This window comes from Parasphingopyxis marina (assembly GCF_014237875.1).
GTDB lineage: Bacteria > Pseudomonadota > Alphaproteobacteria > Sphingomonadales > Sphingomonadaceae > Parasphingopyxis > Parasphingopyxis marina.
The window spans coordinates 159,350-182,216 of sequence record NZ_JACJVJ010000003.1; the positions used below are offsets into that span (position 1 = coordinate 159,350).

Annotated in this window: 22 protein-coding genes and 1 tRNA gene; 7 read left to right on the forward strand and 16 right to left on the reverse strand. The window is 65.1% G+C overall.

Features of this window, described 5'->3' with window-relative positions:
- Positions 1-113: 113 nt before the first annotated feature.
- The 3 genes from H6P80_RS15295 (at position 114) to H6P80_RS15305 (ending at position 3,139) form a co-directional block, all read left to right on the forward strand.
- Entirely contained in the window at positions 114-1,277 is a 1,164-nt protein-coding gene (locus H6P80_RS15295; protein ID WP_185802289.1) for an acyl-CoA dehydrogenase family protein, read from the forward strand.
- Positions 1,278-1,288: 11 nt separating this feature from the next.
- Positions 1,289-1,684 (forward strand): PaaI family thioesterase, encoded by a 396-nt coding sequence (locus tag H6P80_RS15300; RefSeq protein ID WP_185802290.1) that lies wholly within the window; start codon positions 1,289-1,291, stop codon positions 1,682-1,684.
- Positions 1,685-1,867: 183 nt separating this feature from the next.
- A complete protein-coding gene (locus tag H6P80_RS15305) occupies positions 1,868-3,139 on the forward strand; it encodes an NADH:flavin oxidoreductase/NADH oxidase family protein (RefSeq protein ID WP_185802291.1) in 1,272 nt (423 codons plus the stop codon).
- 490 nt (positions 3,140-3,629) lie between these two features.
- Here H6P80_RS15305 and H6P80_RS15310 read toward each other — a convergent pair.
- The 7 genes from H6P80_RS15310 to infA all read right to left on the reverse strand — a co-directional run bounded on the left by H6P80_RS15310 (position 3,630) and on the right by infA (position 8,016).
- A tRNA-Phe gene (locus tag H6P80_RS15310) sits at positions 3,630-3,705 on the reverse strand.
- A gap of 40 nt (positions 3,706-3,745) precedes the next feature.
- On the reverse strand, positions 3,746-3,943 hold the full coding sequence (locus H6P80_RS15315) for a DNA gyrase inhibitor YacG (protein WP_185802292.1): 198 nt from the start codon (positions 3,941-3,943) through the stop codon (positions 3,746-3,748).
- A 48-nt stretch (positions 3,944-3,991) separates the two neighbouring features.
- A complete protein-coding gene (locus tag H6P80_RS15320) occupies positions 3,992-5,044 on the reverse strand; it encodes a phosphotransferase family protein (protein WP_185802293.1) in 1,053 nt (350 codons plus the stop codon).
- Complete coding sequence (locus tag H6P80_RS15325; RefSeq protein ID WP_185802294.1) at positions 5,041-6,132, reverse strand: hypothetical protein; 1,092 nt, start codon at positions 6,130-6,132, stop codon at positions 5,041-5,043. Before H6P80_RS15325 ends, H6P80_RS15320 begins: the two co-directional genes overlap by 4 nt.
- A 55-nt stretch (positions 6,133-6,187) precedes the next feature.
- Entirely contained in the window at positions 6,188-7,207 is a 1,020-nt protein-coding gene (locus tag H6P80_RS15330; RefSeq protein WP_221893059.1) for an Rne/Rng family ribonuclease, read from the reverse strand.
- Positions 7,200-7,772 (reverse strand): Maf family protein, encoded by a 573-nt coding sequence (locus H6P80_RS15335; RefSeq protein WP_185802500.1) that lies wholly within the window; start codon positions 7,770-7,772, stop codon positions 7,200-7,202. The genes H6P80_RS15330 and H6P80_RS15335 overlap by 8 nt, the downstream gene beginning before the upstream one ends.
- Before the next feature lie 25 nt (positions 7,773-7,797).
- Complete coding sequence (gene infA, locus H6P80_RS15340) at positions 7,798-8,016, reverse strand: translation initiation factor IF-1 (protein ID WP_010162480.1); 219 nt, start codon at positions 8,014-8,016, stop codon at positions 7,798-7,800.
- Between the two features lie 270 nt (positions 8,017-8,286).
- Here infA and H6P80_RS15345 point away from each other — a divergent pair, with 270 nt between their 5' ends.
- Positions 8,287-10,779, forward strand: a complete 2,493-nt coding sequence (locus H6P80_RS15345; RefSeq protein ID WP_185802295.1) for a TonB-dependent receptor — start codon at positions 8,287-8,289, stop codon at positions 10,777-10,779.
- A gap of 6 nt (positions 10,780-10,785) precedes the next feature.
- Here H6P80_RS15345 and H6P80_RS15350 read toward each other — a convergent pair whose 3' ends face one another.
- The 8 genes from H6P80_RS15350 to hisG form a co-directional block, all read right to left on the reverse strand.
- Positions 10,786-11,652: a JmjC domain-containing protein gene (locus H6P80_RS15350; protein ID WP_185802296.1), complete on the reverse strand. Its 867-nt coding sequence runs from the start codon at positions 11,650-11,652 to the stop codon at positions 10,786-10,788.
- A 5-nt stretch (positions 11,653-11,657) separates the two neighbouring features.
- Entirely contained in the window at positions 11,658-12,884 is a 1,227-nt protein-coding gene (locus H6P80_RS15355; RefSeq protein WP_185802297.1) for a GNAT family N-acetyltransferase, read from the reverse strand.
- Positions 12,885-13,179: 295 nt separating this feature from the next.
- Positions 13,180-15,282 (reverse strand): sodium-translocating pyrophosphatase, encoded by a 2,103-nt coding sequence (locus H6P80_RS15360; RefSeq protein WP_185802501.1) that lies wholly within the window; start codon positions 15,280-15,282, stop codon positions 13,180-13,182.
- Between the two features lie 145 nt (positions 15,283-15,427).
- Positions 15,428-16,369 carry a thiamine-phosphate kinase gene (gene thiL / locus H6P80_RS15365; protein WP_185802298.1) on the reverse strand — a complete coding sequence of 314 codons (942 nt, stop codon included), beginning with the start codon at positions 16,367-16,369 and terminating at the stop codon, positions 15,428-15,430.
- A gap of 66 nt (positions 16,370-16,435) precedes the next feature.
- A complete protein-coding gene (nusB, locus tag H6P80_RS15370; protein ID WP_185802299.1) occupies positions 16,436-16,888 on the reverse strand; it encodes a transcription antitermination factor NusB in 453 nt (150 codons plus the stop codon).
- On the reverse strand, positions 16,885-17,412 hold the full coding sequence (locus tag H6P80_RS15375; RefSeq protein ID WP_185802300.1) for a DUF1993 domain-containing protein: 528 nt from the start codon (positions 17,410-17,412) through the stop codon (positions 16,885-16,887). Before H6P80_RS15375 ends, nusB begins: the two co-directional genes overlap by 4 nt.
- Before the next feature lie 20 nt (positions 17,413-17,432).
- Positions 17,433-18,728, reverse strand: a complete 1,296-nt coding sequence (gene hisD / locus H6P80_RS15380) for a histidinol dehydrogenase (protein WP_185802301.1) — start codon at positions 18,726-18,728, stop codon at positions 17,433-17,435.
- On the reverse strand, positions 18,725-19,378 hold the full coding sequence (gene hisG, locus H6P80_RS15385) for an ATP phosphoribosyltransferase (protein WP_185802302.1): 654 nt from the start codon (positions 19,376-19,378) through the stop codon (positions 18,725-18,727). The genes hisD and hisG overlap by 4 nt, the downstream gene beginning before the upstream one ends.
- Positions 19,379-19,425: 47 nt before the next feature.
- Here hisG and H6P80_RS15390 point away from each other — a divergent pair, with 47 nt between their 5' ends.
- From H6P80_RS15390 to H6P80_RS15400, 3 genes are read left to right on the forward strand one after another with little or no spacing between them, the layout of a single operon-like run.
- Positions 19,426-20,463: a DUF2332 domain-containing protein gene (locus H6P80_RS15390; RefSeq protein ID WP_185802303.1), complete on the forward strand. Its 1,038-nt coding sequence runs from the start codon at positions 19,426-19,428 to the stop codon at positions 20,461-20,463.
- On the forward strand, positions 20,454-21,161 hold the full coding sequence (locus H6P80_RS16765; RefSeq protein WP_221893060.1) for a helix-turn-helix domain-containing protein: 708 nt from the start codon (positions 20,454-20,456) through the stop codon (positions 21,159-21,161). The genes H6P80_RS15390 and H6P80_RS16765 overlap by 10 nt, the downstream gene beginning before the upstream one ends.
- Before the next feature lie 23 nt (positions 21,162-21,184).
- The gene (locus tag H6P80_RS15400; protein ID WP_185802304.1) at positions 21,185-21,964 is read left to right on the forward strand and encodes a CPBP family intramembrane glutamic endopeptidase; all 780 of its coding nucleotides are present in this window, start codon (positions 21,185-21,187) and stop codon (positions 21,962-21,964) included.
- Here the strand turns inward: H6P80_RS15400 and H6P80_RS15405 are convergent.
- Entirely contained in the window at positions 21,961-22,860 is a 900-nt protein-coding gene (locus H6P80_RS15405; protein WP_185802503.1) for an alpha/beta fold hydrolase, read from the reverse strand. The two genes, H6P80_RS15400 and H6P80_RS15405, sit on opposite strands and share 4 nt — an antisense overlap.
- Positions 22,861-22,867 lie beyond the last annotated feature (7 nt).

Here is a 22,867-nt window from a genome sequence, read left to right on the forward strand (position 1 = left end):
CTGTGCGCCGCCCTGCGACCGATCCCGTCGCGGGCGAATTGCGAGTTTGAACTGAGGTGATTGGTCCATAGCCAATAGCCTCAATTTTCCGCCTCCCAACGAAGGATGTCGCCATGAATGCTGCCGGAGAAGCCGAGCATCTTGTATTGCTGCGCGATACGTTGCGCCGCTTCATCGAGAAGGAGATGCCGCGCGATCTGGTCGGAAAATGGGACAAGGAAAACATCTTCCCGCGCGACGTGCACGACAAGCTCGCCGAACTCGGACTGACCGGACTGACCGTGCCGGAAGAGTTCGGCGGCAGCGGCCGCGACATCACCGCGACGATCCTGGTCATCGAGGAACTGTGCTCGCGCAGCATGGCGGTCGGTTGCGCCTATATCCAGTCGAGCTGTTATGCCGGGCTCAACCTGAGCGAAGTCGCCAGCGACGAGCAGCGGGCGGCCCTGCTGCCGCGCGTCGCCTCCGAAGGGTTGATGTTCGCCTATGGCTTCACCGAGCCCGATGTCGGCGCCGATCTCGCGAGCGTGAGGACGAGCGCCGTGCGCGAAGGCGACGAACTCGTGATCAACGGCGCCAAGCGCTTCTGCTCGGGCGCCGCGATCTCCGAATATATCTACGCGCTCGTGCGGACCGGGCCGGCCGAGGAGAAATACCGCAACCTTTCGCTCGTGCTGATTCCGCCCGATGCGCCCGGCGTCACGCTGACCCCGCAGGACACGATGGGGCTCAAGGGCGGCGGCACGTTCGACGTCAGCTTCGACGACGTCCGCGTACCGGTGAGCAACGTGATCGGCGGCGAGGAGGGGCTCGGCCAGGGCTGGGCGAAGCTCGTCGGCCCCGGTCTCGACATCGAGAAGATCGAGGTCGCCGCGATGGCGCTGGGCATCGCGCGCGGCGCGGTCGACGATGCCTGGAACTACGCGCAGGAGCGCGTCCAGTTCGGCAAGCCGATCTGCACGATCCAGTCGGTCCGCCACATGCTTGCCGACGTGAAGACGAAATTCGAGGCCTGCCGCCTGATGACATATAACGCGGCGGCGCTCGTCGACGCGAAGGAGCCGGCAGCCGCCGAAACGGCAATGGCAAAGCTCTTCGTCTGCGATACGGCCCGGGACATCGTGCTAACCTGCCAGCAGATAATGGGCGCCTATGGCTATGTCCGCGATTTCGACATGGAGCGCTATGTCCGCGACATCCTCGTCATGCCGATCCTTGGCGGCTCGTCGGCGATCCAGCGCAACAACATCGCCAACCTGCTCAAGCTGCCGCGCTAGAACGCCGTCCCGTGGCTGGCTTCAATGCGCTGATCGGACTCGATATCGTTGGTCCCGAAGCCGATGGCGGCTTTGTCGTGGAACTAGCAGTGCGGCCCTGCCATCTTCATGGCGCCGCCCAGGTGCATGGCGGCGTCTATCTGGCGCTGGCGGACACGGCGATGGCGCGCGCGGCCCAGCACAGGGTCGGGCCGGACCAGTTCACGCCCACCGTGGAACTCAAGACGAACTTTCTGCGCGCTTGCGCATCGGGGAAAATCGTCGCGACCGGACACGTCGTTCGAGCCGGGAAGCGTCTGGTCTTTGCCGAGGCGGAACTGCATTCGGCGACGGGCGACCTGCTGGCGACGGCGTCGGCCACGTTGATCAGGAGTGGAAAATCGCCGGGCGCGGGTGCGGAAAAGTGAACCGAAAACGAATGGTTCGAAGGTCCCGCGCAATGATAGATGTTCGCTTCACCGGTAATCGATCGTGCACATCCCGATGATAGCCCATATGGAAAGGCCGTCCGATTATCCTTTCTGAAGAGGTCGTTCCGGCACCCCTCCAGGCCCGCCGGAGAGGCCCGTTACAATTCGCGAGGAATCCAAATGCCCGCAAGACTTGCCGATCCGCTGACCCTGCCTTGCGGTCTGGTGCTCAAGAACCGGATTTCCAAGGCTGCGATGACCGAAGGCATAGCCGATGCCAGAAATTGCGCGACCGGCGAACATGTGCGGCTCTACGAGCGCTGGGCCGACGGCGGGGCCGGCCTGTTGATCACGGGCAACATCCTGGTGGACCGGCGCTTTCTCGAACGTCCGGGCAATGTCGTGATCGACGCGAATGGCGGTTTCGATCGACTGTCCGCATTCGCCGAGGCGGGCAAGCGCAATGGAGCCCATGTCTGGGTGCAGATCAACCATCCCGGCCGGCAGGCAGGAACCGGCCTGGAGCAACTCGTCGCCCCTTCCGAAAGCAGCCTGATCGGCAAGGAGGGCACCGCACGCGCGCTGGAAGCTTCGGAGATCGACGATGTCCTGCGCCGTTTCCTCGAGGCCGCGAAGGTCGCTGAGGAAACGGGCTTTACCGGCGTGCAGGTTCATGCGGCGCACGGCTATCTGCTCTCGCAGTTCCTCAGTCCCCTCACCAACCGGCGGGAAGACGAATGGGGCGGCCCGCTCGAGAATCGGGCAAGGCTGCTGCTGGACATCGTTCGGGGCATTCGTGCGGAAAGGGGCGCGGGCTTTGCCGTTTCGGTGAAACTCAACAGCGCCGATTTCCAGAGGGGCGGGCTGACCGAGGATGAATCTATCGAAGTCACCAAATGGCTTTGCGAGGCGGGGATAGACCTGCTCGAAATTTCCGGCGGCAACTATGAATCGCAGTCGATGATCGGGCGCGACGAGGAGGGGCGCGCGGTCAGCAAGAAATCCGCGTCGACGCTCGCGCGCGAAGCCTATTTCATCGACTTCGCGGCCCGTCTCGGTCCGCTGGTCGATGTGCCGCTCATGGTGACCGGGGGCTTCCGCACGAAAAGCGCAATGGAAGAGGCGCTTGCGAACGATCAGCTCGACGTGATCGGGCTCGCCCGGCCGCTGTGCATCGATCCTTCCTTTCCCGACAAGCTGCTCTCCGGCGAGATCGAAACCCTGCCGTCGCCGGAGAACGACATCTCCATCGACGAGGCGGCGCTGGGCGGGGTCGACGAGACAATGCGCCGGATAATGGAGGTGCAGGCTTCCATGGCCTATTATTTCAACCAGATCCGCAAGTTGGCGGCAGGCGAGGGCGCGGACGAGGAAATCGACTGGTTCGAGCAGCTAGGGCGGCACGCGGATTTCGACGCGAGAGCCGATGAAAGATACCTTGCCGCATCTTAAGCTACCGGACGTCTTGGGGCGATTGGGGAGGACGATGCCAAGCCTCGTTCAATAGCGATCCGGGAAGAAATCCGAGATTACGGTGACAGTTTACTAAAACCCCAAACTTCGCGTCCCGTCCACGATTTCCCTCGCAAAATAGGAAAACCTCCCTCACCATGACGCCGCCGAGTCCCGAGGCTCGCCAGGCTCTTTGACCCCGTTCGCCACCCCGCCGTTACCGCTCTTCCGGAGCGAGAGGCTTCCCGTCGTTCGGCCGTGTGACCTTCCGAACGGCGTAGGAAATATTCTTGCTTTCGCACACAGCGCTGTGTGCGAAGTTTGTAAACTTGCCGCAATAAAGTAACACGCCCCGGGCATCGCCGCCCCGGCGACCCCCGGCCTGTGTCAACCAGTGTCAACCGGAACGGCACGTCCGTCCCGACCCTTCACTGCCGCTCGGGAGTTTTGCCGGGAAACGTCCCCCGGACATTCTCTTCTTCGGAAAAAATGGTGCCCGGGGACAGAATCGAACTGCCGACACTGCGATTTTCAGTCGCATGCTCTACCAACTGAGCTACCCGGGCACTCCGGCGGATCGCGCGGAAGCCGCGCCTATAGGCCGTGTCAGCCGTCGCTGTCCACCCCGTTTGTGCGGTCTCCAAGGCTTTCGGGATCGACCGGCGGACCGGGTACGCGATAACCGTCGCCGAGCCATTTCAGGAGATCGCGGTCGCGGCATCCGTCGCTGCAAAAGGGCGTGTTTTCGGGGCTCGGCGGTTTGCCGCAAACCGGGCAATCCTTGGGGCGTTTCGGACGGGGCATCGCCGCGCCATAGGGGCTTGCCGGCCCGGCTGGCAAGTCAAAGCGACCCTAGAGCAGGGACAGGCTGTCGAGGTGCAGGATCTGCCAGGCGGGGCGCTCGGCCATCACCGCGAACATCTCGTCGCCGCGCGGCGTGCGCTGGACGTTCATCGAGGCGAAGATCGCCATGACGAAGCCCGAAAAGGCGCCCCGGCGATAGTCGAACCAGAGCTGCTCGCCATCGGTCTCGACGCCCTGCGCCTCCAGCCGGGCCGCATAATCGCGAAGCAGCCGCGCTTCCTCGGCGGCGCGGCGCGCGGGATCGGCGATGCTCGTGCCGATCAGATAGGCGATGTCGCTGGCCCCTGTTCCGATGCCGACGGTCTGCCAGTCGATCACCGTGACGGCACCGGTTTCGGGGTGGAAGAGCAGGTTGTCGATCCGGAAATCGCCATGGACGACCGTCCGCGTCGGGGGCTCATAATCGAGAAAGCCGTCGAGCCGCTCGACAAAGGCCCGGCCCATTTCATGGATTTCGGGCGCGAGCCGGTCCCGGTATCGCGCTTCGAAGCCCATATAGAGTTTCGGCATCAGTGCGCGGACGATCTCGCGATTGCCCTGGGCTGCCAGCCAGGCATAGCCGCCAAGCCGCGGGTTGTTCCACAGCGGCGCTTGCAGCTTCGCGGCCTCGGCAATCGCGCTCTCGATTTCGGCGATGGTCGCGCCGGCGAGCTGGTCGCCTTGCGCGGCGGGTTCCATATCCTCGAGCAGCAGCGCGAACTCCACCTCGTCCTCGGCGATCTCGGCATGGAAGCAGCGCGGGCAGGAGACCGGGATTTCCCCGGCGAGATCGCGATACCAGCTGACCTCCCGCATATAGGTGTGCACGGTCCTGGCGATCTGGCGGCTGTCGGCATTGGCGCTCGGGCATTTGGCGACGATCGTCGCCGGGCCGTCATGGTTCGCCCAGTCGAGCGCAAGACGGAAGCTGTCACACATCTGGCCGGTGCCGATGGTCCGCGCCGTAAAGCCGCGCAGCGATCCCGCGGGCGCGCCCAGCCTTTCTTCGAGCCAGCCCCTGCTGAACTGTTCGGGCCGGGTGGGGATGACCGCTGCGATCATGGCGCGCCGTCCAGCAGGCCGGTGAAGCCGCTCGGCGCATGTGGACCGATCAGCAGCTGTTCGAGCACGCCATGACCGGTATGCTGCTGCTCGCCGATCATCAGGGTCGCGCGCGAAAAGGCCTGGATATGGAAATAGAGCTGCTGGTGCGGATTGGCATCTCCTGGCTCGATCCGGTCATAGGCCGTCTCGCTCCCGCCATGGTCCATGCCATGGCCCCATTTCGGGTGCGTGTAGCCAAGGCCGGACATATGGAAGTCGATGCCTGTCGGTTCGATTTCCAGCCGCGTATCGGCCGCAAGCTCGACGCTCAGCGCCTCGATCCGCCGCGTGCCGGGCGTGTAGCGGAGCACATGGGAAGGCCTGTCATATTCGGCGACCCCGTTGCCGAACGCGTCGATAACCGCGCGCCGGTTCCACGGCTCGCCCGCGCCGTCGTCATTGGTGTGGAAGAAGGTCGCATGACCCGGAAAATTGAGCGGTGCCCAGAGCCAGTAGAATTGCGGCAGGTTTCCCATTGGCGGCGGCTGGCTGTCCGGCGCGCCGACCGGGCGGATACCCCAGCTGCGATCGCGCGTGCCCAGATGCGCGTCCGGCGTCAGCGTCCAGCTTTGCCCCTCGCAGGAAATCGTGCCGGACCACGCGCCGCTCTGCGTCATCCGCGTATAGTCCATGAACAGGCGCGAGCCATTGCGGCGGGTGAAGCGCGGTTCCTCGATCGGCGCGTGGCGGGCTGCGAAGAGCAGGTCCGCCGTTATCGGGCTGTCCTCGCCGCCGACGATCACGCGCAGCTGTTCGAGCGGTTTCGCGATCTCGATACGGATCGGACCGACCTGCAGGTCCAGCCGTTCGGAGCCGAGCCGGCGCGAGACACGGAGATTATGCTGCACGCCATCGACCAGCAGGCAGAAGCTGGCGTCGATAATGTCGAGTTGCGGGTAAAGGCCCATCGCCGCGGCGAAAAACAGGCTGCCATCGTCACTATAGCCGTTGAAGAAATAGCGATCGTAGAAATTGCGGTCGCCGCCGGCATAGGCGATCGGCTCCGGGGTCTGGTGCAACGGATAGTCGTCGCCCTGGGTCAGCACCGTTTCCTCCTCTCCCCCGTAAAACTATTGGGAGCAAATAGATACAGGTGCAAGTTCAACCGGGATAGGCAGCGCTGACATGGCCGCGCCACAGAGCGAGCGAAGGGTTGGCGACGAGCGCGATGTCCGCGCCCTGGCGCCGGGCGAGCTGCGGCAACCAGTCCGGCACCGCTTCGATCCCGGCGATTACGGCGGGATGGGCGGTCAGCGTGCGGGTGCCGGCCCCTGCCGTCCGTTCGGCGGTGCGGAGCAAGGTGCGCGCGGCGGTCGCAGCCGCGTCGTACCGGACGCGTTCGAGGATCGAGGGGCCGGCGCGCTTGCGGACGATCTGGAGCAGGCCGAAACCGTTTACCGCCGTGCGTTCGAACGGCTGTGGCAGCGCGGCGTCGAACGCCTCGGCAGCCGCCTGGCGCGCGGCTTTCGCTTCGAGGCTCGGCAGGTCGATGACCGTCGAGCCGCCGATGCCCAAGCGCCGTATCGCTTCGCCCGCCGCGCGTGCCCCGGCAACGGCAAGGTCTGCCGGGGGCAGGGCGCCGTCGACGTCGACCACGGTCATCGCGGGTGTCGGGTCGATCCGCAATGCGCCGCCGGGAAAGGGGATAGCGCCGGTCGCGGCCTGCTCCAGCAGTTCGGACCAGCCGGCCTCTTCCAGTCGGTCGGGGCCATGGGCGGCGAGCTCAGTAACGGCGATGCCGGTCGCTTCCAGCCGTTCGCGCAGCGAAGGCGCGGGGCGCGCGGCATCGGCTTTCTCCACGTGCCGAGCCTTGGCGCGCTTGGGCCGTCCGGGCTCGGGGATCGCGCTCCGGGTGATCCTGGCAAACAGGTTTCCGCCTTCGGTCACGCCGATGGGCAGGGGATCGATCAGCGCTTCCTCGCCGGTGTCGAGCACGATCAGGCCGGCCTTCTTTCCGGGCAGGATTTCGGCGAGCCTGGCGGCATGGATCGCGCCGGTCCGTGCGCCTTCGCCTTCGGCCTCGATCAGCGCTTCGAGAATGATGCCATTTTCGACGAGCGCCGCGCGTTCCTCGCCGATCCCGGCTTCGTAGAGCCACCCGGTGCCCACGACATCAGCCAACGGAATATCCGGCCGCTTCGAGCAGCGCGCGAGTCTCGTAGAGCGGCAGTCCGACCACGCCCGAATGGCTGCCCGCGAGGAAGCGGACCCAGGCTTCGGCCCTTCCCTGGATCGCATAGCCGCCCGCCTTGCCCTGCCATTCGCCGCTTTCGAGATAGGCCGCGATATCGGCTGCGTTCAGCCGCCTGAAGGTTACGATGGTCGTCGAGAGCCTGTGGCGCTCCGTGCCTTCGGCGTCGATCACGGTCACGGCCGAATGGACGCGGTGGCGCCGGCCCGAGAGCAGGGCGAGGCAATGCCGGGCCTCCTCTTCGTTTTCAGCCTTGGGCAGGATGCGGCGACCCGCAGCGACCACGGTATCGGCGGCGAGGATCAGCGCGCCCGGGTGCCGAGGCGCGGCTGCAGCAGCCTTCTCGGCCGCCATGCGCGCTGCATAGACGCGCGGCAGTTCGCCGGCGCGGGGCGTCTCGTCGATGTCGGCGGGGTCTATCATGTCCGGCACGATGCCGATCCGGGCCAGCAAATCCTTGCGGCGCGGGCTGGAGGAGGCGAGAACGAAAGGCATCGGGCGCATCGGCGCGCGCCCGTTCTTACTTGAAGCGATAGGTGATGCGACCCTTGGTCAGGTCATAGGGCGTCAGTTCGACGAGCACCTCGTCGCCGACAAGGACGCGAATGCGGTTCTTGCGCATCTTGCCGGCCGTATGGCCAAGTATTTCATGATCGTTTTCGAGCTTGACGCGGAACATGGCGTTGGGGAGCAGCTCCACAACCTGTCCGCGCATCTCGAGAAGTTCTTCTTTTGCCATAACCGTCCATATAGTGCCGAAAATTCGCGCCGCCATAGCGGGAAGCGCGCAGAAAGGGAAGCTTTGCGGCATTTTCGCTCCAGCGACCCGAACTGCGACATTTTGCGACATTATTTTCCGCCCCGGGGACAATTGTAACACGCCTATGGTGTTGAAAGGCGGGGTCATTCACTACGGATTCACCGCCGCGCCGACACAATTCCGGCCGGTTCGAAAAGAAAGTCCCCTGCCATGAAATCCAGCCGGTTCGATTTTGGGGGGAGGCTGCCGTTGACCGCGCTTGTCCTCGCGCTGGCCTGTGCACCCGGAACAGCGTTCGCGCAGATGACGGAAGCCCAGGCCTCCGTCGATCCGGTCGATGAGGATATCGGCGGCGATGGGCCAATCGTGGTAACCGGGGAACGGCTGCGCGGGCTCGTCACCGGCGATATCCCGCCCGAACTCGATCTCGGCGAGGAAGATATCGCCAGCTATGGCGCCTCCTCGATTGAGGACCTGCTCGACGCCATCGCCCCGCAAACCGGTTCGGCGCGCGGCCGCGGAAGTGGCGGGCGGCCGATCATCCTGCTCAACGGCCAGCGCATTTCCGGCTTTCGGGAGCTGCGCGACTTGCCGCCCGAGGCGATCGAGCGGGTCCAGGTCTTTCCCGAGGAACTGGCCGTCCGTTATGGCTATCGGCCCGATCAGCGCGTCGTGAACTTCATCCTCAAGGAAAATTTCGCCTCGCTCACCGGCGAAGTCGAACATGGCGAATCCACCCAGGGCGGCGTGGCAACCAGCGAGATCGAAGCGACCCTGACGCGGATCGGCAGCAATTCCCGGCTCAATGTCGATGTCGAATATGAACGCGGGGGAACGCTGCTCGAAAGCGAGCGCGGGATCGTCCAGCCGCAGGACGACGGCGTCGGGCTGGTCGACAATGGCGATTTCCGAAGCCTGATCGGCGAGAGCGACACGTTCGAGGTCAATGCGACCTATAACCGCCAGCTCGCCGAAACTCTGAGCGCGACCCTGAGCGCCGAATATACCCATGAAGACCGCGTTTCGCAGCTCGGCCTGCCGGGCGTCGGCCTGACGGTTCCCGGATCGAGCCCCTTTGCGCGGCAGGCGGGCGACGAGGCGATTTTCCGCTATCTTCCCGCAGCGGGCGGCACCCTCGAACGCTTTACCGGCACGCGCAACGCGGAGGCGGGCCTCACGCTCAATGGGCAGCTTGGCGATTATCGCTGGTCCTTTACGGGCAACTACAGCCGCGCCGAAAGCGAAACGCTGACCGAGCGGGCCTCGAGCCTCGATACGCTGCAACCGCGTATCTCCGCAGGCGATCCGGCGATCAATCCCTTTGCGGCGGATCTCGGCAACGGGCTCGGTTTTACGCGGGACCGGGCGCACAGCGTCAGCCAGAATGCGGACGCCAATTTCAACATCGCCGGCGCCGTCCTCGAGCTTCCCGCCGGGCCGCTGACCGCCAGTGCCACCACGGGCTTCGAGTGGCGGGCGATCGACAGCCGCGCGGAGAGCGGTGGTGTCGTCACCCTGGGCGATCTCAGCCGCCAGCGGGGCTTCGGGCGGCTCAGCTTCGATATCCCGCTCACCAGCCGCCGGGAAGGCGTGCTCTCGGCGGTCGGCGATATCTCGGTGAACGCCAATATCGGCTATGCGGAGCTCAGCGATTTCGGCGGGCTCATCGAATATGGCTATGGCCTCAACTGGGAACCGATCGAGGGGCTGAGCTTTCTCGTCAGCGTGATCGGCGAAGAAGCCGCGCCCAGCGTGCAGCAGCTTGGCGATCCCGTGATCGTCACGCCCAATGTCAGCATGTTCGATTTCGCGACCGGCACCAGCGTCCTTGTCGACCGGACGACCGGCGGCAATCCGGCGCTGCTCGCCGAAGATCGGCGCGATTTCAAGCTCGGCGTCAATTTCGCGCCGGGCAATTCGCGCGAACTGCGCTTCGTCGCCGAATATATTCGCAACCGAAGCGACAATGTCGCGTCCAGCTTTCCGTTGCTGACCCCGGAAATCGAGGCGGCGTTCCCCGAACGCGTCACCCGCGACGCGTTCGGCAATCTCGTCGCGATCGATGCACGGCCGGTGAACTTCGCCGAAGTGCGCGCCGAGCGCATCCGCTACGGCGTCAACCTGTCGGGCCGCATCGGCGGTGATGAACGGGACCAGCCGCGGAGCGAGGGTCGCGGAGAAGGCCGCGGCGAGGGACGGGGCGGGCAGCGCGGCGGCGCGCCCGATCCGCGCGCTTTCATGCGCGGCGGCCGGGGCGGCGGACGCTGGCAGCTTTCGGCCTATCATACATGGAGCCTCGACGAGACGGTGCTGATCCGGCCCGGCATTCCCGAGCTCGACCTGCTCGACGGATCGGTGACGAGCGGTTCCAGCCCGCTGTCGCGCCATTCGGTGGAGCTGGAGGGCGGTGTGTTCCTCGACGGCATCGGCGCGCGCGTGTCGGCCGAATATAGCGGCGCCTCGCGGATCGACGGCAGCGGTCTGCCCGGCTCCACGGATCTGCGGTTCGGCGATCTCTTCACGATGAATGCGCGGCTGTTCTTCAATTTCGACAGCCGGGAAAATATCGTCGCAGCGGTGCCGCTACTGCGCGGCAGCCGGCTGGCCTTGCGGATCGACAATCTTTTCGGCGGCGTCCGGCGGGTAACCGACGACAATGGCGATGTGCCGCTCAGCTATCAGCCCGGTTATCTCGATCCACGCGGGCGGACGATCGAACTCAGTTTCCGCAAGCGCTTCTGAGGCGCGTCAGGCGGCACCCTTCAATGTGCGCTGGACCTTGCTGATCGCGCGCCAGGCGAAGGATTTGGCGAGGTTCTGCTGGGGAAAGCGGCCGGGTGGCGACGGTTTCAATCCGATCGAACGCAGCGCCGCGTTCATCTCGCGCGCATACATTTCGCGATAGGCCCATTCGGATTGCCAGGTGATGGAGAGCGATAGGGCCGGACCCTCGGTGACCTGCACCCAGTGCGGGGCCTTTACCGGAACGTAGAGCGCCTTGCCTGAAGTCAGCGCGAAGGCCTCGCCCTTTTCGGCAAATTCCTCGCGCCAATCGAGGTTCCGGTGCCCGCCCTTGTGGAACGCTTCGTGGGCCGGGCCGGGAACCAGCTCCTCGTCGGCGGACGGGAACACCGTCATCGTCTTCGCGCCCTCGATCTGCAGCAGGATATTATGCTCCGGGTCCATGTGGAACGGCGTTACCGCGCCGGGCGAGGAGACGAAGATGAAGCCTTCGAGCTTCAGCATCTCGCCGGTGACGTCGCGGACCGCAGGCGCGACCTCTGCCAGGGTTTCGTGCAGGAATTCGCGATAGACCGGGTTCTGCTCGATGAACTTCAGCACCATCCAGCTGCCGTTGGTGTCGATCGTCTCAAGCGTCTCGACGATGCCGAGGCCGTTTTCTGGGATGTCCGCAGGATCGATGCCGACCGGCAGGTCCGCCCGGTTATATTCGACATCAACCGGCCGCATCGACAGCGCCAGCTCGGTCAGCGCCGGGCGCGAGAGCAGGGGATGGCCGCCCAGATCATGGTCGAGCAGAACAGGGCGTTCGGGATAGGTGGAACGAAGCGCCGCGAGCGCCGCGTCGGCGAAGACGGGAAGGGGGTCGGACATCGGCTTCAGGCCTTCATCTGCTTCTGAATCTGGCGCACCTTCGCCGCGCGGTTTTCCGCGAAGCGCGCGAGGCGGAAAATCATGCCTCGCCGCCGTCCGCCAAGCGGCACGGTCACGCGCACGATATCGCGCCGCTCGCTCCACAGGCCGTCGATCATCGGATGATCTTCGGAGGCGCAGCTATCGACCCAGGCGATATCGTCGCGGTCGAGAATGCGCAGATTATAGCGTTCGATCAGCACGCCGGGCGAGAAGCGGGCGAATTTCTCGTCAAAGGCGATCTTGAAGGAAAAGCCGCCGGGCGCGGAGAGGAAGTTGACGAGCATCGCGATCGGCTTGCCGTCGAGATCGAGCCGGTGAAAATCGAGAATCCCGCGGCCATGCGCGGCCGTGAGCGCCGTGCGGAAGAATTCGGCGATCGCCGGATCGCAGGCGATCGCGGATCCGGCATCGCCTTTCCAACCGCGGGCCTCCAATTCTAGGAATGCGTCGATCCAGGGCGCGACATCCGCGTCGCGGTGCAGGGTGGTAAAGCCGGCATCGCCGATCTCGCCGAGCCGCTTGACGAGCCGGTCGATTTCCTTGCGCTTTTTCTTGCGGACATTGGCTTCCCAATAGGTTTGGGGCGTGTGCTGGGTCTGGAGCATCGCCCGGCGTGTGCGGTGCACGATATCGCAGCGGCGATCGAGCGTTTCCGCCGCGTCTTCCAGCCCGCGCAGGGCGCGGCCATTGGCCGTGAGTCCGCTGACGTGGAAAAGGCCGCGCGCCCAGCGTTGCGTGTCCAGCGCCGGGAGCAGGGCCTTCCAGAATTCGGTTTCCATGCCGCGCCGGATTAGCGGCACGCCCAGAAAGGCATTGTGATGCAGCCAGTTCTGGACGCTCTTCACCGGCAGCCGGCCGTAGCGCGGCTTCACGGTGAGCGGCATCAGGCCGGCGAGAAGCCCTTCGGGAGACATAAGCGTCGCGACGCGAACGTCGCCCCGTTTGGCAAGCAGGGCGAGCGACGGTTCGAGGAACCAGCGTTCGGCAAAACAATTGGGCTCGGCGGCCTGGTCGGCAAGCACCGTCCATTGAGGGAGAATATCGGCCGGGAGATCTGCCGGGTCGAAGAAATAGCAGGCAAGCGTGCTGCCCTGGGTAATGGCGATCGGGCGCGTCGGCGCGCCCAATTGGGAACGGCGCGCGGCCAATGGCGTTTCTGTCGGCAGCGAGATCGCGTCACCCTGATACATGCTCGGCCCCCCCAGACCTTCTTCCTAAAGTGGTCTAGCCAAGCGCCGTTAAATCTTTTTTGAGAAGTCCGGTTAGCGGAAAGGGTTAATCCGGAGCGCGATCGGCCCGGTCGTCACGGGATATCCGGCCGCCGAAAAAGAAAAAGCCCCGCCAGACGAATCCGGCAGGGCCAAGGTTCAGGAAATCATTTGCTGTCATATTTTCTACACCGATGCAAGCCACGCATCCGGCGTTAAGAAAAAGGCACGTCCGGATCGCTCCGGACGTGCCTGATTTTCTGCGCTTTCGCGCCGCTTAGGCGGCGGCGAGAGCGGCGAGCAACAGCAACGCCACGATGTTCGTGATCTTGATCATCGGGTTCACCGCCGGACCGGCCGTATCCTTGTAGGGATCGCCGACCGTATCGCCGGTCACCGCGGCGTGATGGGCATCAGAGCCCTTGCCGCCGTGATTGCCGTCTTCGATATATTTCTTGGCATTGTCCCAGGCACCGCCACCCGCCGTCATCGACAGGGCGACGAACAGGCCGGAAACGATCACGCCGAGCAGCAGCGCACCGAGCGCCGCGAAGCCATTGGCCTGACCCGCCACCAACGTGATCAGGAAATAGACCACGATCGGCGCGAGCACCGGCAGCAGGGAGGGGACGACCATTTCCTTGATCGCGGCCTTGGTGACGAGATCCACCGTGCGCGCATAATTGGGGCGCGAGGTGCCGTCCATGATGCCCTTGTCGGCGGCGAACTGCGCGCGGACGTCCTTGACGACGTCGCCCGCGGCACGGCCCACGGCGGTCATGCCCATCGCTCCGAAGAGATAGGGCAGGAGCGCGCCGAGCAGCAGGCCGACGATGACATAGGGGTTTTCAAGGCTGAAGCTGACTTCGAGATTCGGATAGAATTCCGCAAGGTCGGCCGTATAGGCCGAGAACAGCACCAGCGCGGCAAGACCGGCCGAACCGATGGCATAGCCCTTGGTCACCGCCTTGGTGGTGTTGCCCACGGCGTCCAGCGCATCGGTCTTTTCCCGGACGCTTTCGTCGAGGCCCGCCATTTCCGCGATGCCACCCGCATTGTCCGTCACCGGGCCATAGGCATCGAGCGCGACGACCATGCCGGCGAGCGCCAGCATGGCGGTAGCCGCGAAGGCGATGCCGATCAGGCCGGCCAGCTGGAAGGCGGTAACGATGCCGATCACGATCACCAGCGTCGGCAGCGCCGTCGCTTCGAGGCTGACGGCAAGGCCCTGGATGACATTGGTGCCATGGCCGGTTTCGGACGCCTTGGCGATCGACCGCACCGGGCGATATTCGGTGCCCGTATAATATTCGGTGATCCAGATGATCAGGCCGGTAACCGCTAGGCCGACCATCATCGACCAGAACAGGTCCATCCCGGTGAAGCCGGTCTCGGCGTCGCCAACAACGGCGTTCATGTCGCCGAGCGTATATTGGGTGGCGAAATAGATGGCCGGGATCGAAAGGATCGCGGTCGTCAGGAAGCCCTTGTAGAGCGCGCCCATGATCGAGTTGCCCGAGCCCAGACGCACCATATAGGTGCCGATGATCGAGGTCACGATGCACACGCCGCCGATGAAGAGCGGAAGGCTCAGCAGGCTGGTGAGAACGCCGCCGCTGACGGCTTCGCCCATCAGCAGGGCCAGCAGCACCATCGTCGCGCCAACGGTCACGACATAGGTTTCGAACAGATCGGCGGCCATGCCCGCGCAATCGCCGACATTGTCGCCGACATTGTCGGCGATGGTTGCCGGGTTGCGGGGATCGTCCTCGGGAATACCGGCTTCGACCTTGCCTACGAGATCGGCGCCGACGTCAGCGGCCTTGGTAAAGATGCCGCCGCCGAGACGCGCGAAGATGGAGATCAGCGAAGCGCCGAAGGCAAGCGCGACGAGGGCGTCGATGACTTCGCGGCTATTGGCTTCGATGCCCATGCCGAAGACCAGCACGTAGAAGAAGACCGAGATGGCGAGCAGCGCGAGGCCGGCGACAAGCATGCCGGTAACGGCACCGGCCCGAAAGGCGACGGTGAGGCCGCTTTGCAGGCTTTCGCTGGCGGCCTGGGCAGTGCGGACATTGGCACGCACCGAAATGTTCATGCCGATATAACCGGCAACGCCCGAAAGGATCGCGCCGATCAGGAAGCCGATCGCCGAGAGATAGCCGAGAAAGACGAAAACGAGGATCGCGACGACGACGCCGACCATGGCGATGGTGCGATACTGGCGGCCCAGATAGGCTTTCGCACCTTCCTGGATAGCGCCGGCGATTTCCTGCATTTTTTCGTTGCCGGCCGAGGCGTTGAGCACCTGGCGGCTGGTCACGATACCATAGATCACGGCGAGAAGACCGCAGATGATGGCCGCGACAACGATTGTCATCGGTTCGATAGTCATTTTGGCTACACAGCCCCCTTGGCAGTTGGTTTTCCGCGGGACAAAAACGCGCCCGGAATCGGGCGCCGTGCGGAGTTGGGGGCGCTATAGAGCGAGAGTTGCGCCTAGTGCAAGCCGGATATGACCGCGCTTAGTGGGCCCAGCCCAGGCTCTGCGGCAGCGGCAACGGGCGCCCGCCTTCCTGGAACTTCAGCCCTTCGCCCTGCTCGACCAGGCCGATACATTGGATGCGGGCGTTCAGCTCTTCGGCGACGGTTTCGATCGCCCTTCTGGAGCGCCGCGGGGCAGTGAAGAGCAACTCGTAATCGTCGCCAGAGGTCGCCGCGGCGACGGAGGTTTCGCGGGAATCTCCCATGAGGCCGACAAGCGCCTCGGAGAGCGGCACGTCGATTGATTCGACAATCGCCGCCACGCCGCTTGCCTCTGCCAGCCGCTTGGCGTCGATAAGCAGCCCGTCCGATATGTCCATCATCGCACTGACCATCGGCGCCAGCCGCTGGCCGAGTTCGAGCTGCGGCGTCGGGCGGCGATAGGCCTCGACCAGCTCCTGCGGCCCGGAAATCTCTCCGCGCGCGATCCGGAGGCCGGCCCCTGCGTCGCCGAGCGTGCCCGACACCCACAGATCGTCGCCCGGCGCGGCGCCCGAGCGGCCGGGCGAATTTTCCGCCTCGCCGAGTGCGGTCATGCCGAATTGACGCGCAGACCCGAGCGGCGCGCGCACGGTGTCGCCGCCGATCAGCGGGCATTGGAACCGGGCAAGCGCCACGCCGAAGCCTTCGGCGAAGCGCCGGTCCCATTCGGTATCGCCGGAAAGATTATAGGCCATCAGCGCGCCGCTCGGTTTTGCGCCTTCGGCGGCAAGATCGGAAAGGTTCACGGCGACGAGCTTCCAGCCAATATCCTCGGGCGGATCGGACGGCAGGAAATGGACGTTTTCGACGATCACGTCATGGGTGAGGATCAGGGTGCGCCCGCCTAGCGTGAGCGAGGCCGCGTCGTCGGTCAGCCCGCGCGCCGCGGGATGCGTCGCAAACACCTGCAAATGGCTGATAAAGGACGATTCGTCTGACATCGGTGCGCGGACGCTAGCAGAAAAAGGCGTCGAAGTTCTCTATAATTCCTTACCCGTAACGGTTCGTCACGCCGCGCCGCGCAGATCCTTTGCGATCGCATCGAGCAGGCCGTTGACGAAGCCCTTTTCGCGCTTGTCGTAAAAGGCATCGGCGACGTCGAGATATTCGCTGATGACGGTCGCGCGCGGCACATCGGCGCGCGCCAGCAATTCATAGGTGCCGGCGCGCAGGATCTGCTTTTGCGGGCGATCGAGCCGGGCCATCGTCCAGCCTTCGGCCAGCTTGGCGGATATCAGCCCGTCAATTTGCTCGCGCCGGTCGTTCACGCCTGCCACGATATCGTCGAAGAAATCGATCTCCGCTGGCGCGAACTCGACATCCTCGATCACCTCGCCGAGGCGGAAATCGTGAAACTCCTTCAGCAGCTTCGCCGTCGGTATCGCTTCCATGTCCTGCTGATAGAGCGCCTGCACGGCGGCCAGCCGCGCGGCGGAACGGGATTGCGAACGCTGGGTCATCCGGCGGTCTTGATCCGCAACTGGCCAAGGAAATCGCGCTTGCCCAGCGCCACGCCTTCGGCCCGCAACACGTCATAAGCGGTCGTCGCATGGAAATAGAAATTGGGCTGGGAGAAGGAGAGCAGGAAATTTTCCGCGGTGAAGGGGATCACCGTCTCCCTGAACGAAAATTGCATGTCGTTACCGATAAAGCCGTCCACTTCCGCCGGGTCCAGCGCCACAAGCGCGCTTGCCGCCTTGTCGAGCTTGGCCCGGAGATCGGCATAACTGGCAGGGGGCGGCGCGAGGTCCGGCGAATAGTTGCCGGTCCGCACGGCCTCGATCGCCCCCAGCGAATGTTCGGCGACCGATTTCACCTGATAGGCGAAGGGCAGCATGTCTTCGGCGAGTTTCGCCTGCAGCATATCTGCTTCGCTCCGCCCGGTCTCGGCACCGAAGGCTTCCGCCTTGTCGACCAGGCCGGAAACCGCGCCGATGATCTGCAGGTTGCCGGGAATGATCGCGTCGTAAAGGGATAGGGCCATGATCGTCTCCTGAGCTTTGTCTAACGCTGCGGCAGGCGCATCGCGACCGATTTCGCATGGGCGGGCAGCCCTTCGGCTTCGGCGAGCGCGACGGCTGCAGGGCCGATCGCTTCGAGCGCCGCGTCGCCGCATTGCAGGAAGCTCGTCCGCTTCATGAAATCGAGCACCGAGAGGCCGGAGGAAAAACGCGCCCGCCGCCCGGTCGGCAGGACATGGTTCGGCCCGCCGACATAGTCGCCGACCGCTTCCGGCGTCGTGCGGCCGAGAAAGACCGAACCGGCATGCTTCACCTGGGCGAACAGCGCTTCGGGATCGGCCACGGCGAGCTCGAGATGTTCGGGCGCCAGCCGGTTCGACAGCGGTATCGCGTCTTCGAGCGTTTCGACCAGGATGATCGCGCCATTGGTTTCCCAGCTCACGCGCGCCGTCTCGCCGGTCGCCAGCCCGCTAAGTTGGGCTTCGAGCGCTTCGGCCACCGTATCGGCAAAAGCGGCATCGTCGGTGAACAGGATCGACTGGCTGGTCGGATCATGCTCGGCCTGGCTCAGCAGGTCGGCGGCGATCCAGTCGGGATCGTTGTTCCCGTCGGCGATGACGAGGATTTCGGACGGGCCGGCGACCATGTCGATGCCGACCGTGCCGTAAAGCTGGCGCTTGGCTTCGGCGACCCAGGCATTGCCGGGGCCGACGATCACATCGGCGCGCGGGATGGTACCGGTGCCGAAAGCGAGCGCCGCGATCGCCTGCGCGCCGCCGATCACGTAGATTTCGTCGATTCCGGCTATCTCGGCGGCTGCGAGGATCAGTGGATCGACCTGCCCGCCGCGCGCCGGGGTCACCATCACGATGCGCTCGACGCCTGCAACGCGCGCGGGAATCGCGTTCATCAGCAGCGAGGAGGGATAGACGGCGCGGCCGCCGGGCACGTAGAGCCCCGCGGTTTCGACCGCGGACCAGCGCGCGCCCATGCGGACGCCCGCGTTATCGGTCGTGTCGCTGTCTGCGGGCCGCTGCGCTTCATGATAGGCGGCGATGCGCTGGGCGGCGAGCGCCAGCGCTTCCTGCAGCGCGGGATCGAGCCCGTCGAGCGCCATGCAGCTGCGCTGCTTGGCGACCTGCCAGCCGCCCTCGACGAGATCGAAACCGTCGAAGCGCTTGGTATAGTCAGCCACGGCCGCGTCGCCGCGTGCCTTCACATCGGCGATGATCGCCGCGACGTCGCGCGCGACATCCTCGTCGGCGCCGCGCCGCGCTTCGACGAGCGCGCTGAAGCGGTCCTCGAAATCGCTATCGCTTGCGGAAAGGCGCAGCGTCATCGCGCAGCCACGATTTCGCGGAACCGCTCGACCAGCGCCATGACCGCGGGCCGCGTCTTGAACGCCGCGCGGTTGACGATCAGCCGCGAGGTCACTTCGCACAGCACGTCGACCTCGACGAGATTATTGGCCTTCAGGGTTCCGCCGCTCGACACGAGATCGACGATCCGACGGGTCAGGCCGAGCGCCGGGGCGATCTCCATCGCGCCGTTCAGCTTCACGCATTCGGCCTGCACGCCCTTCGCTTCGAAATGGCGGCGGGTGAAATTGGGATATTTGGTCGCGATGCGGATATGGCTCCATTCGCGCGGGTCGTCGGTTTCGGCGAGTTCCCTGGGTTCGGCGACCGACAAGCGGCAATGGCCGATATCGAGATCGACCGGCGCATAAATTTCCGAATATTTGAATTCTTCCAGCACGTCCGAGCCGACGATGCCGAGCTGCGCGGCGCCGTGCGCGACGAAGGTCGCGACGTCGAAGGCGCGCACCCGGATGATGTCGATATCGGGATTGTTCGTCCCGAAACGCAGCGCCCGGCTGTCTTTGTCGTGGAAATCCGCACCGGGCACGATTCCGGCCTCGGCGAGAAGCGGCAGCGCTTCGTCGAGTATGCGTCCCTTGGGGATGGCGAAGATGAGTGGTTCGGCCATGGCGGGTGCGCTTTACTTGGGGGCGGCCCAGCGGGCAAGCTAGGGATATGAACGAGAAAGAATCGGAAATCCGCGCCGCCTTCCGCCAGCAGGCCGAATTCTGCCGCACCATGAAATCGCCGCTGACCGCGAGCGTGCTCGATACGATTGCCGAACAGCTGTCCGGCGACACCGCCGTCGGCCGCCGGTTGTTCGCCTGGGATGGCGATCCGTCGAGCGGCGCTGACAACGTAACCTTGCGCCTGTCGGGCGGGCTGCATGCGCTGGCGCGGTCCGGCAAGGACGCGGCGCTGTCCGCCGCCTATGCCGGCGAGGGCGATATCGCCCAAGCGGTGGCGCGCGCGCTCGTCGATCACGACGCGATGCTCGAAAGCTGGCTCGATAGTCCGCCGCAGACCAACGAGGTGGGCCGCGCGGCGGCGATCATGGCCGGGCTGCTGGTTGCGGCCGGCCGTTACCCGCTGCCTATTGATCTTCTCGAGCTGGGGGCGAGCGCGGGGCTCGTGCTCAATCTTGCGCGCTATAGCTATGAACTGGGCGGCGCGCGGGTGGGCGAACCGACTTCGCCCTTGCTGCTCGCGCCCGAATGGCGGGGAGATCCGCCGCCTGGGGCCGGTGTCACTGTCGTCACCCAGCGCGGCGTCGATCTCAACCCGGTCTATCTGTCGGACCCGGCGGCGGCCGAGCGGCTGATCGCCTATGTGTGGGCCGACCAGCCCGAACGGATTGCCCGGGTCGAAACCGCGATCGGCCTCGCCCGCGCCTTCCCGCCCGCCATCGTGCCGGGCCGGGCCGGGGACTGGCTGGAAAAGCGTCTCGCCGGCCCGTCGGCCGAAGGCGCAATGCGGATAGTCTACCACACCATCGCCTTCCAATATTTCCCGGCCGAAGAGCAGGAACGCGTGCGCGCGGCTATAGAAACGGCGGGTGCCGAGGCAAGCGATACGCGGCCTTTGGGCTGGCTATCCTTCGAAATGAACCCGGCCAAGACGGCCTGCGAATTGCGCCTCACGCTCTGGCCGTCGGGCGAAGAACTTCACCTCGCCAACGCCCATCCGCACGCGACCTGGATCGAGTGGCTGTGACCGCCGCCGCGTCGATCTCCCGCCTGGGCGCGCTGGCGACGATCCGGCGCCATCGGCATAGGGCACCCTATGCGACGATCGTCCTGTCCGGCGGTTATGAGGAAGCCGGCGAGAGCGGCCGGCACGAGGTGCAGGCCGGTGACGTGCTGATCCACCCGCCCTTCTCCGCGCATTGCGATAGAATCTTGCGGTGCAGCGCCGAGGTTCTGGACATTCCGCTGCCGATGGACGGGCAGGACTGGCCGCGCAGGGGCAGGGTGGCGGATCCCGACCGGCTGGTCCGTCTCGCCGAACGCGACGAAAGCCTTGCCGCGCAGATGCTGCTTGCCGTGCTCGTACCGGACGAAAGCCGGTGCGACGATCTTCCCGATCGGCTCGCCCGCGATCTCGATATGGCCCGGCCGCCGGCCATCGCCGCCTGGGCCGACCGCAACGGCATCGCCCGCGAGACCCTGACGCGCCAGTTCCGCCAGCTTTACGATGTCGCCCCGGCGCATTTCCGGGTGGAATTGCGCGCGCGCCGGGCGTGGCGGACGATTGTGCAGGAGCGCCGGAGTACCCTCGCGGATATCGCCTCGGCCTGCGGCTATGCCGATCAACCCCAGCTGACCCGTGAGGTCCGGGCGCTAACCGGTTCCCCGCCGGGGACATGGCGCAAATATGCGACGAGCCGGTCACATTCGTTCAAGACCGGCTAGGCGCTCTCCGGCAAAGGCGCTGCATGACTGACAGCGTATCGAAACAGCCCTTTTTCGCGATAACCGGATTCCGCTTCCGCCTCTGGCCCATCCTGCTCGCCGCCGTGCTGATGCAGGGAATACTGGTCACCGGGCGGGAAAGCGCGCGAGCGCTTCTGAAGGCGGGGCCGGATGTCCTCTATGTCGGCTGGATCTATCTGGCCTTCGCGCTTTTCTTGCAGGCCGTTCTCGCCTTTGCCGGGATCCTCGTCATGCGGCGCCTGCTGCCCGAAGCGGACGATCATGTCCGCTGGCCGCCGGAGAAGAGTTATGCCGGCCTCGCCTTGCTGATCGGCATCGGCATGGGGCTTGCCATGCTGATTGCCGATTACTGGCCCGCGCTGATAGCCGGCCACGCACCGGCGGCGGGCTATGATATCGCCCCGGTGCCGGCCGCCGGAATGCTGGCGGCGTTGCTGTGCACCGGTTTTGCAGAAGAAACGCTATTTCGCGGGCTGCTGGTGGGAATGCTCGTCATTTTGGTGCCCGGGCGCATGAGGATCGGCGGCCTGGATCTGCCGATCGCCGCCTATATCGTGGCGCTTCTCTTCGGCCTTGCCCATTGGGAAAGCTTTCTCGTCAATCCGCTTCATCTGGCGATCGCGCAACAGCTTTACGCCTTCATCTGGGGCCTGATCTATGTCTGGCTGATGGAAAGGTCGCAGAGCCTGGTCGCGCCGATCATCGCCCATGGCGTCGGCAATTTCACCGAGGTCGGGATCGTGATGGCGATGATGGCAACCATGCCGCCGATGGCGCCCTAGCCGATCGGCTTCGCGGCCAGGAAATCCTCGATCGCCGCGTTGACCGGCCCGGGCGCTTCCCAGGGCACGAAATGCCCAGCGTCCACCTCGACCAGGGTCAGATCCTCGACGACCTCGCCCAGTCCTTCGAGCTGGCAGGGGAGGAGCGCGGTATCTCCCGTACCCCAGACGATGAGCACCGGCATTGTGAGCGGGGGGAAGGGCGCGTCGAGGAACGTCGGGCGTTCGATCTCCTCATCGGGTTCGGGCACGACGATCTGCGCGGCGCGATACCAGTTCAGCATGGCGATCGGCGCGCCTTCGCGGGCCCAGTCCTCGAAATAGATATTGCGCTCCGCGTCGCTCATCCCCGGCGACCGGTTCCAGTCGAGTGTCTTGGCGAGAAAGGCGGCAAGGCCGTGTTCGTGGATGAAAGGATCGTGGGAGGGATCGCGAAAGGCGCGCATATATTGCGAAGCCACCCGCTGATCGCGGCTTTCGACGAGCGTGCGCTGGAAGATGAAGGGATGCGGCGCATTGGCGATGATCAGCCGGTCGACTCGGCCCGACAGGGTGAGCGCGCCGCCCCAGGCGATGGCGCCGCCCCAATCATGTCCGGCCAGCGAGAAACTGCCGATGCCGAGCGCATCGGCCAGCGCGGCAAGATCGCCGATGATCCTGTCGGGCGCGTAATTCTCGACGCCTTCGGGCTTGTCCGACTTGGCGAAGCCGCGCTGATCGGGCGCGATGCAATAATAGCGGCCGGACAGCGCCTCGATCTGGTTGCGCCAGGTGCGGTGCGATTCGGGAAAGCCGTGCAGGAAGATGATCGGTTCGCCGTCTTTCGGCCCGGCGGTCGCGACGTTGAGCGTGACCCCCGTCGCAAGCGCAATCCGCTGTTGCTCGAACGCGGTCATCCTCATT